16 protein-coding genes are annotated in these 17,295 nt (G+C 74.1%); 8 read left to right on the top strand and 8 right to left on the bottom strand.

Annotation, left to right across the window (positions count from 1 at the left end; genetic code table 11):
- Window positions 1-118: 118 nt before the first annotated feature.
- Window positions 119-1,594 carry an aminopeptidase P family protein gene (locus ACN27C_RS18755; protein ID WP_421498479.1) on the bottom strand — a complete coding sequence of 492 codons (1,476 nt, stop codon included), beginning with the start codon at window positions 1,592-1,594 and terminating at the stop codon, window positions 119-121.
- Window positions 1,595-1,707: 113 nt separating this feature from the next.
- Between ACN27C_RS18755 and asnB the strand changes: the two genes are divergently transcribed.
- Window positions 1,708-3,669 (top strand): asparagine synthase (glutamine-hydrolyzing), encoded by a 1,962-nt coding sequence (asnB, locus tag ACN27C_RS18760; protein ID WP_120568977.1) that lies wholly within the window; start codon window positions 1,708-1,710, stop codon window positions 3,667-3,669.
- Window positions 3,670-3,727: 58 nt separating this feature from the next.
- On the opposite strand, the gene ACN27C_RS18765 is transcribed toward asnB, so the two are convergent.
- The gene (locus ACN27C_RS18765) at window positions 3,728-4,849 is read right to left on the bottom strand and encodes a lytic polysaccharide monooxygenase auxiliary activity family 9 protein (RefSeq protein WP_422751643.1); all 1,122 of its coding nucleotides are present in this window, start codon (window positions 4,847-4,849) and stop codon (window positions 3,728-3,730) included.
- Window positions 4,850-5,178: 329 nt separating this feature from the next.
- Between ACN27C_RS18765 and ACN27C_RS18770 the strand changes: the two genes are divergently transcribed.
- Window positions 5,179-6,108: a carbohydrate kinase family protein gene (locus ACN27C_RS18770; protein ID WP_422747065.1), complete on the top strand. Its 930-nt coding sequence runs from the start codon at window positions 5,179-5,181 to the stop codon at window positions 6,106-6,108.
- 11 nt (window positions 6,109-6,119) lie between these two features.
- On the opposite strand, the gene ACN27C_RS18775 is transcribed toward ACN27C_RS18770, so the two are convergent.
- A complete protein-coding gene (locus ACN27C_RS18775) occupies window positions 6,120-7,346 on the bottom strand; it encodes a multidrug effflux MFS transporter (protein ID WP_422747067.1) in 1,227 nt (408 codons plus the stop codon).
- Between the two features lie 82 nt (window positions 7,347-7,428).
- On the opposite strand from ACN27C_RS18775, the gene ACN27C_RS18780 reads away from it, so the two are divergent.
- Both ACN27C_RS18780 and ACN27C_RS18785 read left to right on the top strand, forming a co-directional pair.
- Window positions 7,429-7,938 carry a MarR family winged helix-turn-helix transcriptional regulator gene (locus tag ACN27C_RS18780; RefSeq protein WP_422747069.1) on the top strand — a complete coding sequence of 170 codons (510 nt, stop codon included), beginning with the start codon at window positions 7,429-7,431 and terminating at the stop codon, window positions 7,936-7,938.
- A 7-nt stretch (window positions 7,939-7,945) separates the two neighbouring features.
- Window positions 7,946-8,848: an aminoglycoside phosphotransferase family protein gene (locus tag ACN27C_RS18785; protein WP_422747071.1), complete on the top strand. Its 903-nt coding sequence runs from the start codon at window positions 7,946-7,948 to the stop codon at window positions 8,846-8,848.
- Window positions 8,849-8,861: 13 nt separating this feature from the next.
- On the opposite strand, the gene ACN27C_RS18790 is transcribed toward ACN27C_RS18785, so the two are convergent.
- Both ACN27C_RS18790 and ACN27C_RS18795 read right to left on the bottom strand, forming a co-directional pair.
- Window positions 8,862-9,689: an MBL fold metallo-hydrolase gene (locus tag ACN27C_RS18790; RefSeq protein WP_422747073.1), complete on the bottom strand. Its 828-nt coding sequence runs from the start codon at window positions 9,687-9,689 to the stop codon at window positions 8,862-8,864.
- Window positions 9,686-10,090 (bottom strand): thioesterase family protein, encoded by a 405-nt coding sequence (locus tag ACN27C_RS18795; RefSeq protein ID WP_121686027.1) that lies wholly within the window; start codon window positions 10,088-10,090, stop codon window positions 9,686-9,688. The genes ACN27C_RS18790 and ACN27C_RS18795 overlap by 4 nt, the downstream gene beginning before the upstream one ends.
- A 115-nt stretch (window positions 10,091-10,205) precedes the next feature.
- Here ACN27C_RS18795 and ACN27C_RS18800 point away from each other — a divergent pair, with 115 nt between their 5' ends.
- Window positions 10,206-11,276 (top strand): phosphatase PAP2 family protein, encoded by a 1,071-nt coding sequence (locus tag ACN27C_RS18800; RefSeq protein ID WP_120568983.1) that lies wholly within the window; start codon window positions 10,206-10,208, stop codon window positions 11,274-11,276.
- Between the two features lie 34 nt (window positions 11,277-11,310).
- On the opposite strand, the gene ACN27C_RS18805 is transcribed toward ACN27C_RS18800, so the two are convergent.
- The 3 genes from ACN27C_RS18805 to ACN27C_RS18815 all read right to left on the bottom strand — a co-directional run bounded on the left by ACN27C_RS18805 (window position 11,311) and on the right by ACN27C_RS18815 (window position 13,809).
- Complete coding sequence (locus ACN27C_RS18805) at window positions 11,311-12,678, bottom strand: PH domain-containing protein (protein WP_422751644.1); 1,368 nt, start codon at window positions 12,676-12,678, stop codon at window positions 11,311-11,313.
- 320 nt (window positions 12,679-12,998) lie between these two features.
- Entirely contained in the window at window positions 12,999-13,526 is a 528-nt protein-coding gene (locus tag ACN27C_RS18810) for a PH domain-containing protein (protein WP_120568984.1), read from the bottom strand.
- 73 nt (window positions 13,527-13,599) lie between these two features.
- Entirely contained in the window at window positions 13,600-13,809 is a 210-nt protein-coding gene (locus tag ACN27C_RS18815; protein ID WP_120568985.1) for a hypothetical protein, read from the bottom strand.
- Window positions 13,810-14,063: 254 nt separating this feature from the next.
- Here ACN27C_RS18815 and ACN27C_RS18820 point away from each other — a divergent pair, with 254 nt between their 5' ends.
- The 3 genes from ACN27C_RS18820 to ACN27C_RS18830 are packed head-to-tail and all read left to right on the top strand — an operon-like array spanning window position 14,064 to window position 17,043.
- Window positions 14,064-15,170 (top strand): AAA family ATPase, encoded by a 1,107-nt coding sequence (locus ACN27C_RS18820; RefSeq protein WP_120568986.1) that lies wholly within the window; start codon window positions 14,064-14,066, stop codon window positions 15,168-15,170.
- The gene (locus ACN27C_RS18825) at window positions 15,149-16,096 is read left to right on the top strand and encodes a DUF58 domain-containing protein (RefSeq protein WP_120568987.1); all 948 of its coding nucleotides are present in this window, start codon (window positions 15,149-15,151) and stop codon (window positions 16,094-16,096) included. Before ACN27C_RS18820 ends, ACN27C_RS18825 begins: the two co-directional genes overlap by 22 nt.
- Window positions 16,093-17,043 carry a VWA domain-containing protein gene (locus ACN27C_RS18830; RefSeq protein ID WP_013287373.1) on the top strand — a complete coding sequence of 317 codons (951 nt, stop codon included), beginning with the start codon at window positions 16,093-16,095 and terminating at the stop codon, window positions 17,041-17,043. Before ACN27C_RS18825 ends, ACN27C_RS18830 begins: the two co-directional genes overlap by 4 nt.
- The last annotated feature ends 252 nt before the right edge of the window (window positions 17,044-17,295 follow it).

A 17,295-nucleotide genomic window follows, 5' to 3' on the forward strand; every position in this document is an offset into this window, starting at 1 on the left:
CGGCGGTCGGTGACCAACCACGTCAGGGGGACCGCAACGGCCCAGACGACGGCGGGCCCCACCACCTGCCGGAGAAGGCGCGGTGGTGGGGCCCGCCGGAGATCGCGGCCCGTGAGGATCAGCCGGGCAGGCGCGGGCCCGCCTCACGCTGCTCGGCCAGCCAGGTCTCCACCTCGGCGGAGGCACGCGGCAGCCCGGCCGACAGGTTCACCGGACCGTCCGCGGTGACCAGGATGTCGTCCTCGATCCGCACGCCGATGCCCCGCAGCTCCTCCGGAACCAGCTCGTCCTCCGGCTGGAAGTAGAGCCCCGGCTCGACGGTGAGCACGTACCCCTCGCCGAGCGGCCCCTCGCGGTAGGTCTCCTTGCGCGCGTTGGCGCAGTCGTGCACGTCGATGCCGAGCATGTGGCTGGTGCCGTGCAGCGTCCACCGCCGGTAGACCGTGGAGGCCGGGTCCATCGCCTCGTCCACACTCACCGGCAGCAGCCCGAGATCCTTCAGCGCCTCGGCCAGCACCCGCATCGAGGCCAGGTGCACGTCCCGGAACGCCACGCCGGGCCGGCACATCTCGATGCCGGCCTGCTGCGAGGCGTACACCGCGTCGTAGACCTGACGCTGCAACGGCGTGAACCGGCCGTCGATGGGAAGCACCCGGGTCACGTCGGCGGTGTAGAGGTTGCGGTTCTCCACGCCCATGTCCATCAGCAGCAGCTCACCCGGACGGGTCGCGCCGTGGTTGTGCACCCAGTGCAGGATCGTGGCGTGCTCGCCCGCCCCGACGATCGAGCCGTAGCCCACGTCGTTGCCGTCGTGCCGGGCGCGCAGCGCGAAGACGCCCTCCAGCAGCCGCTCGGAGACCCCGCGGTCGGCCGGCAGCGCCCGTGCCACGTCCTCGAAGCCGCGCACCGTGGCGTCGCACGCCTCCTGGAGCTGCGCGATCTCCCACTCGTCCTTGACCAGCTTCAGCTCGGAGATCGCGATCGCCAGCTCCCGGTCGCGGCCGGGCTGCCCCTCGGCGCGCGCGCCGTCGTAGGGACGCACGGCCGCGTCCACCCGGGCGTCGAAACCGCGGAGCACCCGGGTACGCCCCGGCGCCAGCTCGGCCAGCGCCGCGTCCAGCTCGCTCAGGTCGGCCGTCGGCAGGCCCAGCTCGGTGGACTTCTCCCGCAGCGTCGGCCGGCGGCCCACCCACAGCTCGCCGTGGCGGCTGCGGAAGAACTCGTCGGTCGCCCGGGACGAGCGGGGCCGCATGAACAGCGTGGACTCGCCGCCCGGCCGCAGCACGAGGACGCTGTCCGGCTCCAGGTCGCCGGTCAGGTACGCGAAGTCGCTGCCCGGCCGGAACCGGTGGTCGGTGTCGTTGGCGCGTACCTTCTCGTTGCCGGTGGGGATGACCAGCGTCTCGCCCGGGAAGGCCTCGGCCAGCGCGGCCCGCCGCTTGGCGTGGTTGGGCACCTCCGGGCGCGGGGTGACCGGCAGTTCGGTGTCCCGCCAGCCCTGCCGCATGAACGACAGGAACGCCTCCGGGAAATCCGGGTCGTGCGACTCCGTGCCGTCCGCCGCCTTGCCCTGCCGGGTCCGCTCCTCGGCCATGATCCGCCCCTCCCTGAGCCTCGTCGCTGGTCCCGACGGTACCGCGCGCACGACAGCGGGAGGTGCCTGCGGTGCCGCGACGACGGCTTCCGGCGCGTGGAAAGATGGCGACCATGTGCGGACTCCTGGCCTTCTTCAGCGCGCGCGGCGACGCCGCCGCCCACCGCGACAACATCGCCGGCGCACTGGAGTGCCTGCACCACCGCGGCCCGGACGAGACAGGGGTCGAGGTGGTCGGCGACGCCTCCGGGCGGTACGCGGACGGCGTGTTCGCGCACAAGCGCCTGGCGATCATCGACGTGGCGCTGAGCCACGAGCCCCTGCCCTACGCGGGCGGGCGTTACCTGCTCACCTTCAACGGCGAGATCTACAACTACATCGAGCTGCGCGACGAGCTGATCCGCGACTACGGCGCCCAGTTCGCCACCAACGGCGACGGCGAGGTGATCGTCGCCGGCTACCACTACTGGGGTGAGCAGGTGCTCACCAAGCTGCGCGGCATGTTCGCGTTCGTGATCTGGGACCGGCAGGAGCGGCGGGCCTTCGGCGCGCGGGACTACTTCGGCATCAAGCCGCTGCACTACCTGGAGACCCAGGACGGCCTCTACCTCGCCTCGGAGAAGAAGGCGCTGCTGCCGTTCGCGCACTCGGCGTACCAGGGCGACGCGGGCATCGACACCGCCAACCTGAGCCACTACCTGACGCTGCAGTACGTGCCGGAGCCGGGCACGCTGCACAAGGGGATCAGCCGGATCGGCTCGGGGGAGTACCTGACCTGGACCCCGGGTGGCCGGATCGAGGTGCGCCGCTGGTACCGCCCGGTGTTCCGGCCGGCCCCGGTCTCCGACGAGCAGCGGCTCTACCACGACATCCGGGAGACGCTGCGCGAGAGCGTCCGGATGCACATGCGCTCGGACGTGCCGGTCGGCTCGTTCCTGTCCAGCGGCATCGACTCCACCGCAGTGGTGGCGCTGGCCCGCGAGTTCAACCCGAACATCCTCACCTTCACCGTCGGCTACGACGTGCCGGGCTACTCCGAGATCGACGTGGCCCAGGACTCGGCCCGGCACCTCGACGTGACCACGATCCCGACCAAGATCGGGCCGCAGGACATGATCGAGGCGCTGCCGAAGATCGTCTGGCACCTGGACGACCCGGTCGCCGACCCGGCGCTGGTGCCGCTGTACTTCGTGGCGAAGAAGGCCGCCGAGCACGTCACTGTGGTGCTGTCCGGTGAGGGCGCGGACGAGTTCTTCGGCGGTTACACGATCTACCGGGAGCCGTTGTCGCTCAACGCGGTCAACAGCCTGCCCGACGGCGTGCAGAAGGGCCTGCGCGCGGTGTCCAAGGCGATCCCGCAGGGCGTCAAGGGCAAGAGCTTCCTGGAGCGCGGCACCACCCCGATCGAGGAGCGCTACTACGGCAACGCCCGGATGTTCACCGAGGAGGAGAAGCAGCACCTGCTGCGCCGCTACGACCCCTCGGTGCGTTACACCGACGTGACCGCGCCGATCTACGCCGAGTGCACCGAGCTGGACGACGTCACCAAGATGCAGTACGTCGACCTCTACACCTGGCTGCGCGGCGACATCCTGGTCAAGGCCGACCGGATCTCGATGGCGCACTCGCTGGAGGTGCGGGTGCCGTTCCTGGACCGGGAGGTGTTCAACGTCGCCGCCGGCATCCCGGTCGACCTGAAGCTGCCGCCTCGCTCCGAGGCCACCAAGTACGCGATGCGCCAGGCGCTGCAGGGCGTCGTGCCGCCGGCCATCGTCAACCGCAAGAAGCTGGGCTTCCCGACCCCGACCCGGGTCTGGCTGCGCGGCGAGATGTACGAGTGGGCGCGGCACGTGCTGTCCACCTCGGGCGCGGGTGACCTGATCGACCTGTCGTACGCGCTGCGCCTGCTGGACGAGCACAAGCGGGAGGAGGCCGACCACTCCCGCAAGGTGTGGACCGTGCTGATCTTCTGCATCTGGCACGCCATCTTCGTGGCCAAGACGCTCGACCCGGGCATCCAGCGCAACCAGTCCGCGCTGCTCACCAAGCCGGTCGTCGGCAGCATGGTCCGCTGACCCGAGTGTGACGAGGAAGGGCCCCCGGGATTTCCCGGGGGCCCTTCTCAGTGCCTGGTCACCGACCGGTGCAGGTGACTGTCGGCAGGGTGTTGGTGCCGGAGAAGTTCGCGGTGAAGCCGAACGTGGTGGTGCCCTCCGGCGGGACGCTGCCGTTGTAGGCGGCGTTGGAGACGCTCACCGACGCCCCGCTGCCGCTCAACGTGCCGTTCCACACCTGGTTGATGGTCTGGCCGCTGGGCCAGGTCCAGTTCGCGGTCCACCCGGAGTACGTCCGGGTGCTGTGGTTCATGATCGTCACTTCGCCCTGGAAGCCGCCGCCCCAGGCGGTGACCACCTTGTACACCGCCATGCAGGAGCCGGACGGCATGGTCGGGCTGCTCGTCACCGGCGGAGGTGAGGTCGGCGGCGCGGTCGTCGGGGGCGCGGTGGTCGGCGGCGCGGTCGTCGGGGGGTTGCTGCCGCCCGAGCCGATCCCGGTCACCTCGCCGTTGCCGCCGTCGAACGTCACGTCCGAGCAGCCGAAGAAGTTCTCCTGGCTGTCCGAGCGCACCCAGCGCGAGTAGATGATGTGCCGGCCGCTCTTGTTCGACGGCAGGTTGCCGCTGAAGTAGTAGTGGCCGTCGTTGGTGCCCACAGCGCCGCGCTGCGGCGGGTTGGTCACCTGGAGGAACGGCTGCTCCTCCAGGTCGCTCCAGGCCAGCGGCCGGTTCGGGCTCCAGCTGTCCTTGGTCACGTAGAAGTAGAACGTGCCCGGGTGGTGGGCCCAGTTGCTGTACCGGAACTCGATCGACCGGCCCGCCGTCAGGTGGGTGACCGGCCAGTCGGTGCGCGCCGCGTCGTACCCGCTGAAGCCGGGGTTGCCGCCGCTGCACAGCTTGCCGTCGGGGATGAACCCGACGGTCCGCCCGCCGGCGTCGGAGCGCAGCACGCTGAACCAGTTGTACAGCGAGTTCGCCCCGCTCGTGGCCACCGCCGACGAGCAGGCGGGGTTGTTCGGCCGGATCTCACCGGTTCCGGTGAGGCCGTCCTTCCAGCACAGGTAGGTGCGGGCGCCCGGCGTCATGGCCGCGCCGTGTGCGGCCGCCGGTCCGGAGTTGGTGGCCAGGGCGAACGCGCCCAGGGCCAGGGTGGCGGCCGCGGTGAGCAACGCGGCCGTACGGGATCGGTGCACGGGGATCTCCTGACTCGCGGAGCGTGGCCCGGTTCGGCCCGCTCCGCTGGGACGAGCGGATGCGACGATCGCGGTGCCCGCGCCCGGTCGGTGTGCGGCCGGGGCCGTCGGCGGGCGCGCACCGCCTGCGGTCCGTTGCCACGGACCGTGGATGCCCTCGCGTCGGCTCGACCCGGCAGCCGGCGACGCGGCAGCCCCCCGCGTCGTCACCCGGCACCGCCATCCCACCACGTCGGGACGCGGCCCGCAATAGGTGCCGCTCGATGCCCGGGTCCGGACGCGCCGCGACCCCGGCATGCGCCAGGATCGGGGGGAGGACGACGAGGGGAGCCAGGATGGGTTACGCGGTGGTGCTCGGCGAGGCGCTCGTGGATCTGCTGGAAGCCGCACACGACGGGGAGCCCGTCTACCGGCAGGCGATCGGCGGCGGCCCGCTCAACGTGGCGGTGGCGATCGCCCGGCTCGGCGGGGACGCGCGGTTCGTCGGGTCACTCGGCGACGACGCGCTGGCCGGGCGGATCCGCGCCTTCCTCACCGACGCCGGCGTGGACGTGAGCGGGACGGTGACGGCGCCGGCGCCGACCGCGCTCGCGGTGGCCACGTTCGCCGGCCCCGAGCCCGACTTCCGCTTCTACGGCGAGCCCCGCTCGTACGCGCTGCTCGGCCCGGACGACCTGGACGTGGCGCTGATCGAGGGCGCGGACGTGCTCTACTGCGGCTCGATCGTGCTGCTCGACCCGCCGGTGCTGGCCGCCGCCCGCCGCGCCTGGTCGATCGCCGGCGGGCTGCGCGTGTTCGACCCGAACGTCCGGCCCAGCCTGCTCACCGCGCCGGACGCGCTCGACCGTCTGCGCGCGGTGGTCGCCGAGTTCGCCGCCGCCGCGCACCTGGTCAAGCTCAGCGCCGCCGACGCGCGGGTGCTCTACCCGCACGAGCCGGTCGCGGGCGTGGCCGCGTACCTGCGGGAACTGGGCGCGAGCGCCGTCGTGGTCACGCTCGGCGCGGACGGCGCCCTGGTCGCCGCCGCCGACGACGTGGTACGCGTACCCGCGCCGAGGGTGACGGCGGTGGACGCCACCGGCGCCGGTGACTCGGTGATGGGTGCGCTGGTGGCCGAGCTGCTCGCCGCCGGTGAGCCGGTCGACCCGATCGGCTGGCGGGAGCGGGTCGCGTTCGCGCTGCGGGTGGCGGCGGTGGTCTGCGAGTCCCCGGGCGGCGCCACCGCCATGCCCACCCGTACCCGGGTGGCCGCCCGCTTCCCGTGACCCGCCCGCGCTCAGGGGCGGGAGCGGGCCATCGTCAGGACGGCGGTCAGGGACAGGAACGCGGCGCCGGCCAGGACCACCGCCATCGGCAGCGCGCTGCCCTCGCCGCCGAGCCCGACCAGCGGCGCGGCCAGCGCGCCGACCACCGACTGGATGCCGCCCATCAGCGCCGCAGCGGTGCCCGCGTGCCGGGCGTGCGCGTCCAGCGCCAGCGCGGTGCTGTTCGGCATCACCATGCCGAGCGAGCCGACGAAGGCGAACAGCGCCACCGCCGTCACGGCCAGGCTGCCGGCCAGCGCGCCGCTCAGCACGCCGACCGCCGTGACCACGCCGACCACGAGCGTGGTGACCAACAGCCGGCGCGGCGTGAACCGGTCGAGCAGCCGGGCGTTGGCCTGCCCGACCGCCACCAGGGCGAGCGCGTTGACGCCGAAGATCACGCTGAACACGGCCGCGGAGACGCCGAAGACGTCCTGGAACACGAACGACGACCCGGAGATGTACGCGAACAGCCCGGCGAACGCGAAGCCCTGCGTCAGCGCGTACCCGAGGTAGACCCGGTCGGCGAGCAGCGACCGCATGGTCCGGACGGTGCCTCCCAGGCCGCCGGTGCTGCGGCGCTCGGCCGGCAGCGTCTCCGGCAGGCGCAGCGCGACCGCGACGGCGAGCACCGCCCCGATGACGGCGAGCGTCACGAAGACGGCCCGCCACGAGCCGAACCGCAGCACCAGACTCCCCACGCCGGGCGCCGCCACCGGCGCCACGCCGAAGACCAGGGTGAGCCGGGAGAAGTACTTCGCGGCGTCCCGGCCGGAGTAGAGGTCGCGGACCACCGCGCGGGCGACCACCACGCCCATGCCACCGGCGACGCCCTGGGCGAACCGCGCGGCGGCCAGGAGCGGGGCGTTCGGCGCCGCGGCGCAGGCCAGCGCCAGCACCGTGTACGCGACCACGCCGACCAGCACCGGACGGCGGCGCCCCCAGCGGTCGCTGAGCGGACCGGTGACGAGCTGGCCCAGGGCGAGACCGATCAGGCAGGTGGTCAGCGAGAGCTGGATGCCGGCCTGGTCGGCGCCGAGGTCGCGGGTCATGGCCGGGAACGCCGGCAGGTACATGTCCAGCGACAGCGGGCCGATCGCGGTGAGCGTGCCGAGCAGCACCAGCAGCGTCACGCCGCCGGTGGTGGCCGTGGTGCGGTCGGCGGTCGGGCGCGCGGCGGCCGGCGCGGCGTTGCTCACGAGTGGGTACCCCCTGGATCGGTGCGTCCGAGGTACCTTACATCTGTAGTCAGAACTATTGCGATGTGAGGCGGGTGACCCCGTGGCGACGAACGAGCAGGTCGCGCGCGTCGGCGCGGTCGTGGGGGAGCTGCACCGGCTCCTGCGCCGGCGGACCGGGGCGCGCGTGGGACGAGACCCGCTGCCCGAGGCGCAGGTGGAGCTGCTGCTGCTGGTCCGGGAGACGCCGGGGATCAGCGGCAAGGAGGTGGCCCGTCGCCTCTGCACCGCGCCCAACACGGTGAGCACACTGGTCCGCGACCTCACCGACGCCGGGCTGCTGGCCCGTGACCGCGACCCCGTCGACCGCCGCGTGCTGCGGCTGCACGTGACCGAGGCCGCCCGGGCGCGGATGGCCGACTACGAGACCAACCGGGCCGCGCTGCTCGACGAGGCCCTGGCCGAGCTGGATCCGGCGGCGCGGGCGGCGATCCTGGCCGCCGCCCCGCACCTCGACGCGCTGCTCGGCGCCCTGCGGGGCCATGCCCGGCCGGAACCGCCCGGGCGGGCCTCCGGAAACCCGGTGGCCATCGCACCGGCCCGCCCCGCATGATCGCCGGATGGCGCTGCACCAGGACGAGATACCCGTGGACGAACAGGTCGTCCGGGCACTGCTGGCCGACCAGCGCCCCGAGTGGGCCGCGCTGCCGCTGACGCCGGCCGGCGCCGGGACCGACAACACGATGTACCGGCTCGGCGCCGACCTGCTCGTCCGGCTGCCCCGGACCGCGGAGAAGGCCGGTGCCCTGCGCAAGGAACAGCGGTGGCTGCCCCGGCTCGCGCCGCTGCTGCCGTACCGGGTGCCGGAACCGGTGTACGCCGGCGTCCCGGCCGACGCCTTCCCGCTGCCCTGGTCGGTGCAGCGGTGGATACCGGGCGACGAGGTCCGGCCCGGCACCGTCGGCGACTGGGCCGCGCTCGGCGCCGACCTGGCCGTGTTCGTCCGGCACCTGCACGCGGCCGACCTGCTCGGCGCGACCCGCGCGGGCGACCTGAGCGGATACCGCGGCGGCGCGCTGCGTCCCTGCGACACGTGGATCTCGGCGGCGCTCGACGACTGCCGCAGCCGCATCGGCGACGAGACGGACGTCGACACCCTGGTCCGGCTCTGGCGCGGCGCCCTCGACCTGCCCGAACCGGCCGGCCCGCACGTCTGGCTGCACGGCGACCTCAAGCCCACCAACCTGCTCGTGCACGACGGCCGGTTGCGGGCGGTCATCGACTTCGGCGGCCTGACCGTCGGGCACCCCGACGCCGAGCACGCGCCGATCTGGGACCTTCCGCCGCCGGCCCGGCACGCCTACCGGGAGGCGCTCGGCGTGGACGACGTGACCTGGGCGCGGGCCCGCGCCTGGGCGCTCGGGGTGGCGGCCAGCGGCGTCTCCTACTACTGGGACACGTTCCCGGCGTTCGTCGCCGAGTGCCGCAACCGCCTCCGCGAGATCCTGGCCGACGCCGGATGAGACCGGCCGCCGGTCAGGCCGTGCCGTCCAGCTCCGCGTAGCCGCGGCGGGCGGCGATCAGACCCGGCCGGGCGCCGAACGGCGACTCGGCCGCCACCCGCTCCGGCGGGGCGCTGCCGGTGTGCCCGGCCCGGATCAGCCACGCCTGCCGCGCGAGCTGCGCGTGCTGCTCGCGGACGAAGTCCACGCCGACCGGCTCGCCGTGCCCGGGCACCACCACCGTCCCGGGCGTGGTCATCCGCAGCAGGTCGGCCAGCGCGTCCGGCCACTTCAGGGGGTACGACTCCTCGAACGCCGGTGGCCCGCTCTGCTCCACCAGGTCGCCCGCGACCAGCACGTCCGCGTCCGGCACGTGCACCACCAGGTCGGCGTCGGTGTGCCCGTGCCCGGGATGGCGCACCACCACCCGCCGGCCGCCCACGTCGAGCACGGTCTCCTCGTGCACCTCGTGCGTCGGCGCCCGCAGCTCGGTGTGCGCCAGCTCCTCGGCCAGCGCCGGATGCCCGGCGTGCATCTCCTCGTACGCGGCGCGGCGCACCGCGTCGGACCGGTCCCGCAGCGCCGCCGCGGCCTGGGCCTGTGCGTAGATCGCGGTCTCCGGCCCGGCCAGCGTGGCGTTGCCGAAGCAGTGGTCGAAGTGGTGGTGCGTGTTCACGATCGTCCACGGGTACGGCGTCACCGCCCGGGCCGCCTCCGCCAGCTCCCGGGCCTGCCCGGCGGTGGAGAGCGTGTCCACCAGCAGCGCCGCGCCGTCACCGACCACCAGCACGACGTTCACCGCGAGCGTCGGCTCGCGCAGAACGTGCACCCCGGCGGCGACCTCGGAGAACCCGGCGGTCATGACGGGCCGAGGGCCCGCTCGACGAAACGCTGCCGGTCGACGAGCACCCGCTCGACGCGCCCCTGCGCCGCCACGGTGGGCCCGTCGGTGACCGTCACGTCGAAGACGAGCCGCTTGCCGTCGACCTTCACCAGCTCGGCGTGGGCCGCCACGGTACGCCCCACCGGGGTGGCCGCGCGGTGCTCCAGCTCCACCCGTACGCCGACCGTGGTCGACCCGGAGGGCATCCGGGTCGCGGTGGCGGCCACCGTCGCCGCCTCGGCCAGCGCCAGCACCCGGGGTGTGCCGAGCACCGGCACGTCCCCCGAGCCGACCGCCTGCGCGGTGTCGGCGTCGGTCACTGTCAGCTCGACCCGGGCGGTCAGGCCCGGCGAGAAGGGCGACTCCGGCTGCTCCTGCATGCGGCCGAGCCTAGTGCAGCCGACCCGTGGCCGTCCGGCGTCCGAGCCGCCGCCGGTCCGGTCGTCGCCGCCCGCCCGCAGGCCCACCGGCCGCCCGCCGTTAACCTTGTCCGCGATGGCCGAGCTGACACAATCTCCGACCCCCGCCCCCGACGCGACCACCGAGTCGCCCGACGGTGGGCGCCGCCGTGTGATCGCGATGACCATCTGGGGCGTCGCGTTCGTCGTCGCCTGGCTCGCCATCGGCCTGCCCACCGACCCGGCGTACGCGTTCCTGTGGATCTGGGCCGGCACTGTCGCGTGGAACTCGGCCCGCCCGTGGCGCACCCACCTGCGGTTCGCCCGGGACTGGATCCCGGTGGTGCTGCTGCTCGCGGCGTACAACCTGTCCCGGGGATTCGCCGACAACGGCGCCACCCCGCACGCGATGGAGCTGATCGTCGCCGACCGCTTCCTCACCGGGTGGCTCACCGGCGGCGAGGTGCCGACGATCTGGCTCCAGGAGCGCCTGTACGACGCGTCCGAGGTGCGCTGGTGGGACGTGCTGGTGAGCTGGATCTACTTCTCGCACTTCGTGGCGACGTTCGCCGCCGCCGCGGTGCTGTGGATGCGGAACCGGCAGCGCTGGATCGCGTACATGTCCCGCTGGGGCTTCCTGTGCGCGGCCGGCCTGGTCACCTACTTCGCCTACCCGGCCGCGCCGCCGTGGTGGGCGGCGCAGAACGGCCTGCTGACCGAGGTCGCGCGGATCTCCACCCGGGGCTGGAAGGAGATCGGCATGCACGGCGCGGGCAACCTGCTCAACGCCGGGCAGATCGCCTCCAACCCGGTGGCCGCGATGCCGTCGCTGCACACCGCGTTCGCGCTGTTCGTGGTGCTGTTCTTCATGCGGTCGGTGCGCAAGCGCTGGTGGCCGCTGATGCTCGCGTACCCGCTGGCGATGACGTTCACGCTGATGTACAGCGGCGAGCACTACCTGATCGACGTGCTCGTCGGCTGGGCGTACGTGGGCATGACGTTCCTGGTGGTCGGCCTGGCCGAGCGCTGGTGGGCGGCCCGGCGGGCCCGGCGGGCCGGCGAGCCAGCCGTCGCGGCCGGGGCGCCGACCGCCGACGACGACACCGCCGCCGACACCCCGGACCGGGTGGCCGGCGACCGGGACGCGGTGCCCGCCGAGCGCCGGTAGGCCCGCACCCGCCGGTGCGCCGCCGCGGGCCCTGTCAGCGCCCGCTGTCGGTACGGCGGGCGGCCCGCGACCGCTCGGTCAGCTCCGCGGCCAGCTCCCACGCGTCGGCCAGATCCCGGTCGACGGCTGCCGCCCCGGCCCCACCGGCGGTGTCCGCGTGCACGGTGGCCAGCCGCAGCAGCCGCTGCACCGGACCGCGGGTGACGCGCACGCTCTGGATCCGCGCGTACGGCACCAGCGTCAACTGCCGGGTCAGCAGCCCGGCGCGGGCCACGAAGACCTGCTCGTCGAGACCGGCGCCGACCACCTTGCGGCTCAGCGGGCGCAGCCACCGGGCCCGCGACGGGGGCGGCGTGGCGGGCAGCGCGTCCAGCCGCACGCCGGGCAGCACCTCCGCCACGACCATCGCGCCGGTGCCCGCGTCGCCGACCGGCAGCAGCCGGTCCGGGCGGTTGCGGTCGTCCGGTTCACCGGCCGAGTAGCCGGCCACCTCCAGCCGCAGCCGCAGCCACCCCTTCATCCGCCACAGCAGCGGCCAGGTCGCCCGTACCGTCTGCACCCGGTGCAGCGGCACTGTCTGCACCCGCGTCTCCAGCAGCCCGTTGTGCACGCGCAGCGTGCCGTCGTCCCGGTCGAGCCGGAAGCTCCAGTCGTCGAGCACCCGGCGGATCGGTTGCAGCACCACGCCGGCCATCGCGGTGAGCGTGCTGGCCACCGCGATGAACGACCACGAGCCCTCGGAGAGGAACTGGGCGCCGACGAACACCAGGCCCAGCGGCAGCAGGAACGCCTGCGGCGTGAGCAACTGGCTGATCAGCAGGTCCTGGTTGCGGACGGCGTGCAGCCGGCGCCCTTCCGGCACGGGCGGCGCGACCGGCGCGCCGGGCTCGGCCACCGGAGCCGGCGCCGGGGCGGATCGACCGGCCACCGCGAGCAGCCGCTGCCGCAACGCGGTGGCCTCGGCGACGCTGAGGTACGCCAGCGGCGCCTCGGTCTTGCCCCCGCCGACCACCTCCAGCCGCAGCTCGGCCAGGCCGGTGAGCTGGGCCAGCAGGGGCCGGACCACCTCCACCGCCTGCAACCGCTCCAGCGGGATGGCCCGGGTGCGCCGCCACAGCAGGCCCTCGTACACCCGCAGCTCGCGGCCCACCAGGTGGTAGCCGGTGTTCCACCAGCTCACCACCGACAGCACCGTGGCGCCGAGCACGAAGACGGTGACCAGCACCGCGAACCAGCCGAACCCGACGCGGGACAGCGTCGACCAGGAGAGCCCGGCGATCACCACGACCAGGGACTTCGCGCCGTGCAGCGCCGGGCTGAGCGGGTGCAGCCGCTGCCGTGGCTCCTCGCCGCCCGTGGGCGGCCCGGCGGCCGGACCCCACGGTCCCGGGTACGGCGGCAGCGGCGCCGGCCACGGCCCGGGCGCCGCGTCGGTACCGGGCGGTGGCCCGTATCCGGGCGCGGCCGAGCCGGGCGGCCCATGGCCGGGTGGCGGTGCGTACCCGGGAGGGGGTGCGTACCCGGGAGGGGGTGCGTACCCGGGCGGTGGTCCGTGTCCGGGCGGTGGTCCGTGTCCGGGCGGCGGTCCGGATACGGGCGGCGGTCCGGATACGGACGGCGGTCCGGGGACGGGCGGTGGTCCGTGACCCGGCGCGGGCGGGCCGGGGGTCGGATCGGGCCGGTCGTCGTGGGGCGGCGGGGCGCCGGAGTCGCTCCGTTCGCTCACAGGCCCTCCGCCCGGTCCTCGCCCAGCGCGGTGAGCCGGTCGCGCAGCCGGGACGCCTCGGCCGGACGCAGACCGGGCACGCGGGCGTCGCTCGCGGCGGCCGCCGTATGCAATTGCACTGTGGCGAGGTCGAACGCGCGCTCCAGCGGACCCGCGCTCACATCGACGAACTGCATCCGCGAGTACGGGACGATGGACAGCCGCCGCACCAGCAGGCCGTGCCGCACGAGCAGATCGTCGTCGCGCTCGGCGTACCCCCAGGCGCGGACCGCGCGCACGATGGTGACCGACCGCCAGACGCCGATGAGCAGCGCGACGCCGACGGCGGCACCTAGCAGCCAGTGCCCGGACAGCGCCCAGGCCACGCCGAGCACCACGAGCGCCACGGCCAGCCCGATGCCGAGCCGGATCAGCTCCACCCAGATCAGGTCGCGCGAGATCGGCTGCCAGCGGACCGTGTCCGGCCAGGGCTCCAACGCGCTGCGCGAGGCGGGCGGAACGCCGGCGGGGCCGTCACCGCTCACCGGGAGGACCTGCCGTGCTCGCCGCCGGTACGGACTCGGATCATCTGCTCGCTCACGCTTCGAGCGTAGGCGATCAGGGAAGCGGGACCACCTCGCGGAGGAAGCCGCGTGCCTCGAGGAAGTCACCGAGGGAGCCCCGGTGCTCCGGGCAGGCCAGCCAGGTCTTGCGCCGGTCCGGCGCGTGCAGGCGGGGATTGTGCCAGCGGAGCTGAAAGGCGGCGGGTGCGCGACACCCCCGCGCCGAGCAGATCAGCGTCTCGTCCGGGGTGGTGGGAGTCGTCACCGGGGCGAGTCTAGAGGCCGCACGCCGGGAGTTTTAGCGCCGGGCGGCCACGGGGGGAGCCGCCCGGCGACGGGGTGAATCGTACACACGGCGGACCCCTTGTTGTCCACCCGTGTTCAGCGTTTCCCGCGCGGCGGGACGGCGTGGCCGGACGGCGCGGCGAAAATCGTGCCTCTCCCACCCTCGGCTCTCAGCGAGGCATGACAGTCTTGATACGCACCATGCCGCGACGACGACCCTGCTGTGGAGGACCGGTGGCCCAGCCGACCACACCCGACGTGCCGAACCCGACCGAGGTGGCGCCGGACGCGCCGCCCCCGGCGGGCACCACCCCGGCACAGGACGCCACGCTGCTGGAGCGGGCGCTGTTCGAGACCAAGCGGGTGATCGTCGGCCAGGACCGGATGGTCGAGCGGATGTTCGTCGCGCTGCTGGCCCGGGGCCACTGCCTGCTGGAGGGCGTCCCGGGTGTGGCCAAGACGCTCGCCGTGGAGACCCTGGCCCGGGTCGTCGGCGGTTCGTTCGCCCGGGTCCAGTTCACCCCCGACCTGGTGCCCGCCGACATCATGGGCACCCGGATCTACCGGCAGTCCAGCGAGAAGTTCGACGTCGAGCTGGGCCCGGTCTTCGTCAACTTCCTGCTCGCCGACGAGATCAACCGCGCGCCGGCCAAGGTGCAGTCGGCGCTGCTGGAGGTGATGAGCGAGCGGCAGGTCTCCATCGGCGGCGAGAGCCACCGGGTGCCCGACCCGTTCCTGGTCATGGCCACCCAGAACCCGATCGAGCAGGAGGGCGTCTACCCGCTGCCGGAGGCGCAACGGGACCGGTTCCTCATGAAGATCGTCGTGGGCTACCCGACCGACGCCGAGGAGCGCGAGATCGTCTACCGGATGGGCGTGGCCCCGCCCGAGCCGGCCCGCGTGTTCGACACCCCGGACCTGGTCGCCCTCCAGCACAAGGCCGACCAGGTGTTCGTGCACAACGCGCTCGTCGACTACGCGGTCCGGCTGGTGCTCGCCACGCGGGCGCCGGCCGAGCACGGCATGCCCGACGTCGCCCAGCTCATCCAGTACGGCGCCAGCCCGCGCGCCTCGCTCGGTCTGGTCCGGGCCACCCGCGCGCTGGCGCTGCTGCGCGGCCGGGACTACGCGCTGCCGCAGGACGTGCAGGACATCGCGCCGGACATCCTGCGCCACCGGCTGGTGCTCAGCTACGACGCGCTCGCCGACGACGTACCGGCCGACCACATCGTGCACCGGGTGATGTCGACCATCCCGCTGCCCGCCGTCGCGCCCCGCCAGCAGGCCGCACCACCGCCGCCGGCCGTGCCGCACAACGGGTGGCCCGGGCAGCGGCCGTGACCTCGCCCACCAGGCTGAGCGCCACCGGCGACCGCTCGGGGGCCGCGCTGGCCCGGCTCCAGCTCATGGTCACCCGCAAGCTGGACGGGCTGCTCCAGGGCGACTACGCCGGGCTGCTGCCCGGTCCGGGCAGTGAGGCGGGGGAGTCCCGGGAGTACCGGCCCGGCGACGACGTGCGCCGGATGGACTGGCCGGTCACCGCCCGCACCACGATGCCGCACGTGCGGCGTACGGTGGCCGACCGCGAACTGGAGACCTGGCTGGCCGTCGACATGTCGGCCAGCCTGGACTTCGGCACCGGACGGTGGCTCAAGCGGGACGTGGCGGTGGCCGCTGTCGCCGCGCTGGCCCACCTCACCGTGCGGGGCGGCAACCGGATCGGCGCGGTGGTCGGCACCGGCGGTCCCGGGACGGTGCTGCGGCTGCCCGCCCGCGGAGGCCGCAAGGAGGCGCAGGGGCTGCTGCGGGCGGTCGCCGGTGCCGAGATCCGGCCCGGCCGCAGCGACCTCGGCGCGCTTGTCGACATGCTCAACCGGCCGCCCCGGCGGCGCGGCGTGGCGGTGGTGATCTCCGACTTCCTCGCGCCGCCGCCGCAGTGGGGCCGGCCGCTGCGTAAGCTGCGGGTCCGCCACGACGTGCTGGCCGTCGAGGTGGTCGATCCGCGGGAACTGGAACTGCCCGACGTGGGGGTGCTGCCGGTGGTCGACCCGGAGAGCGGGGAGCTGCACGAGGTGCAGACCGCCGACCCGGGCCTGCGCCGCCGGTACGCCGAGGCGGCGGCCGCCCAGCGCCTGGCGATCGCCGCCGAGCTGCGCGCCGCGGGCGCGGCCCACCTGCGCCTGCGTACCGACCGAGACTGGCTGCTGGACATGGTGCGTTTCGTCGCCGCGCAGCGGCACGCCCGCACCCGAGGGACGACTCGATGATCCGTTTTCTGCAACCGTGGTGGCTGCTCGCCGTGCTGCCGGTGCTCGCCCTCGCCGCCGCGTACGTCTGGCGGCAACTGCACCGCCGGCAGTACGCGCTGCGGTTCACCAACGTCGACCTGCTGCGCACCGTCGCGCCCAAGGGACTGGGCTGGCGGCGGCACGTGGCGGCCACCGCGTTCCTGCTCTGCCTGCTGGTGCTGGCGACCGGGCTGGCCCGGCCGGCGATCGACACCCGCGAGCCGCTGGAACGGGCCACCGTGATGCTCGCCATCGACGTGTCGTTGTCCATGCAGGCCGACGACGTGTCGCCGAACCGCCTGGAGGCGGCGCAGGAGGCGGCCAAGCAGTTCGTCGGCGAACTGCCGGAGAGCTACAACCTGGGACTCGTCTCGTTCGCCAAGTCGGCGAACGTGCTGGTGCCGCCGACCAAGGACCGGGCCGCCGTCACCACCGCCATCGACGGGCTGGTGCTGGCCGAGGCGACCGCCACCGGCGAGGCGGTGTTCACCTGCCTGGAGGCGATCCGCTCGGTGCCGGCCGACGGCGCCGCCGGCATCCCGCCGGCCCGGATCGTGCTGCTGTCCGACGGCTACCGCACGTCGGGCCGCTCGGTCGAGGAGGCCGCCGCCGCGGCGCAGGCCGCGAACGTGCCGGTGTCCACCATCGCGTTCGGCACCGACTCCGGTCAGGTCGACATCGGCGGACAGCTCCAGCGGGTGCCGGTGGACCGCACCGCGCTGTCCCAGCTCGCGGAGACCACGCAGGGCTTCTTCTACGAGGCCGCGTCGGCCAGCGAGCTGAAGCAGGTCTACCAGGACATGGGCAGCTCGATCGGCTACCGGACCGAGCCGCGCGAGATCACCCAGTGGTACGCGGGGATCGCGCTGCTGCTGGCCCTGTGCGCGGGCGGGCTGAGTCTGCTCTGGACGTCCCGGCTGGTCTGAGCCGGAACCGGCCGGCGGTGGTCAGTGACCGCCGCCGGCCAGCACGAACAGGACGGCCACCCAGACGGCGGCGAGGGTGAAGCCCAGCGGGGCGACGTAACGGCTCATGAGTGTGCTCCGTGGCGACGGTCGGCCCGGTGCGGGCCGATGGGGGTCGGGGCGTACGCGCACGAAGTCGTGACCGGGTGCTCCGCCGCGCGGCAGGGCCACCCCCGGCAGGTGTCGCCGGAGAGCGGATGCGGTGCGGAGGGC

Source organism: Micromonospora sp. WMMD1219 (assembly GCF_049315215.1).
In the GTDB taxonomy this organism is placed as follows: domain Bacteria; phylum Actinomycetota; class Actinomycetes; order Mycobacteriales; family Micromonosporaceae; genus Micromonospora; species Micromonospora tulbaghiae.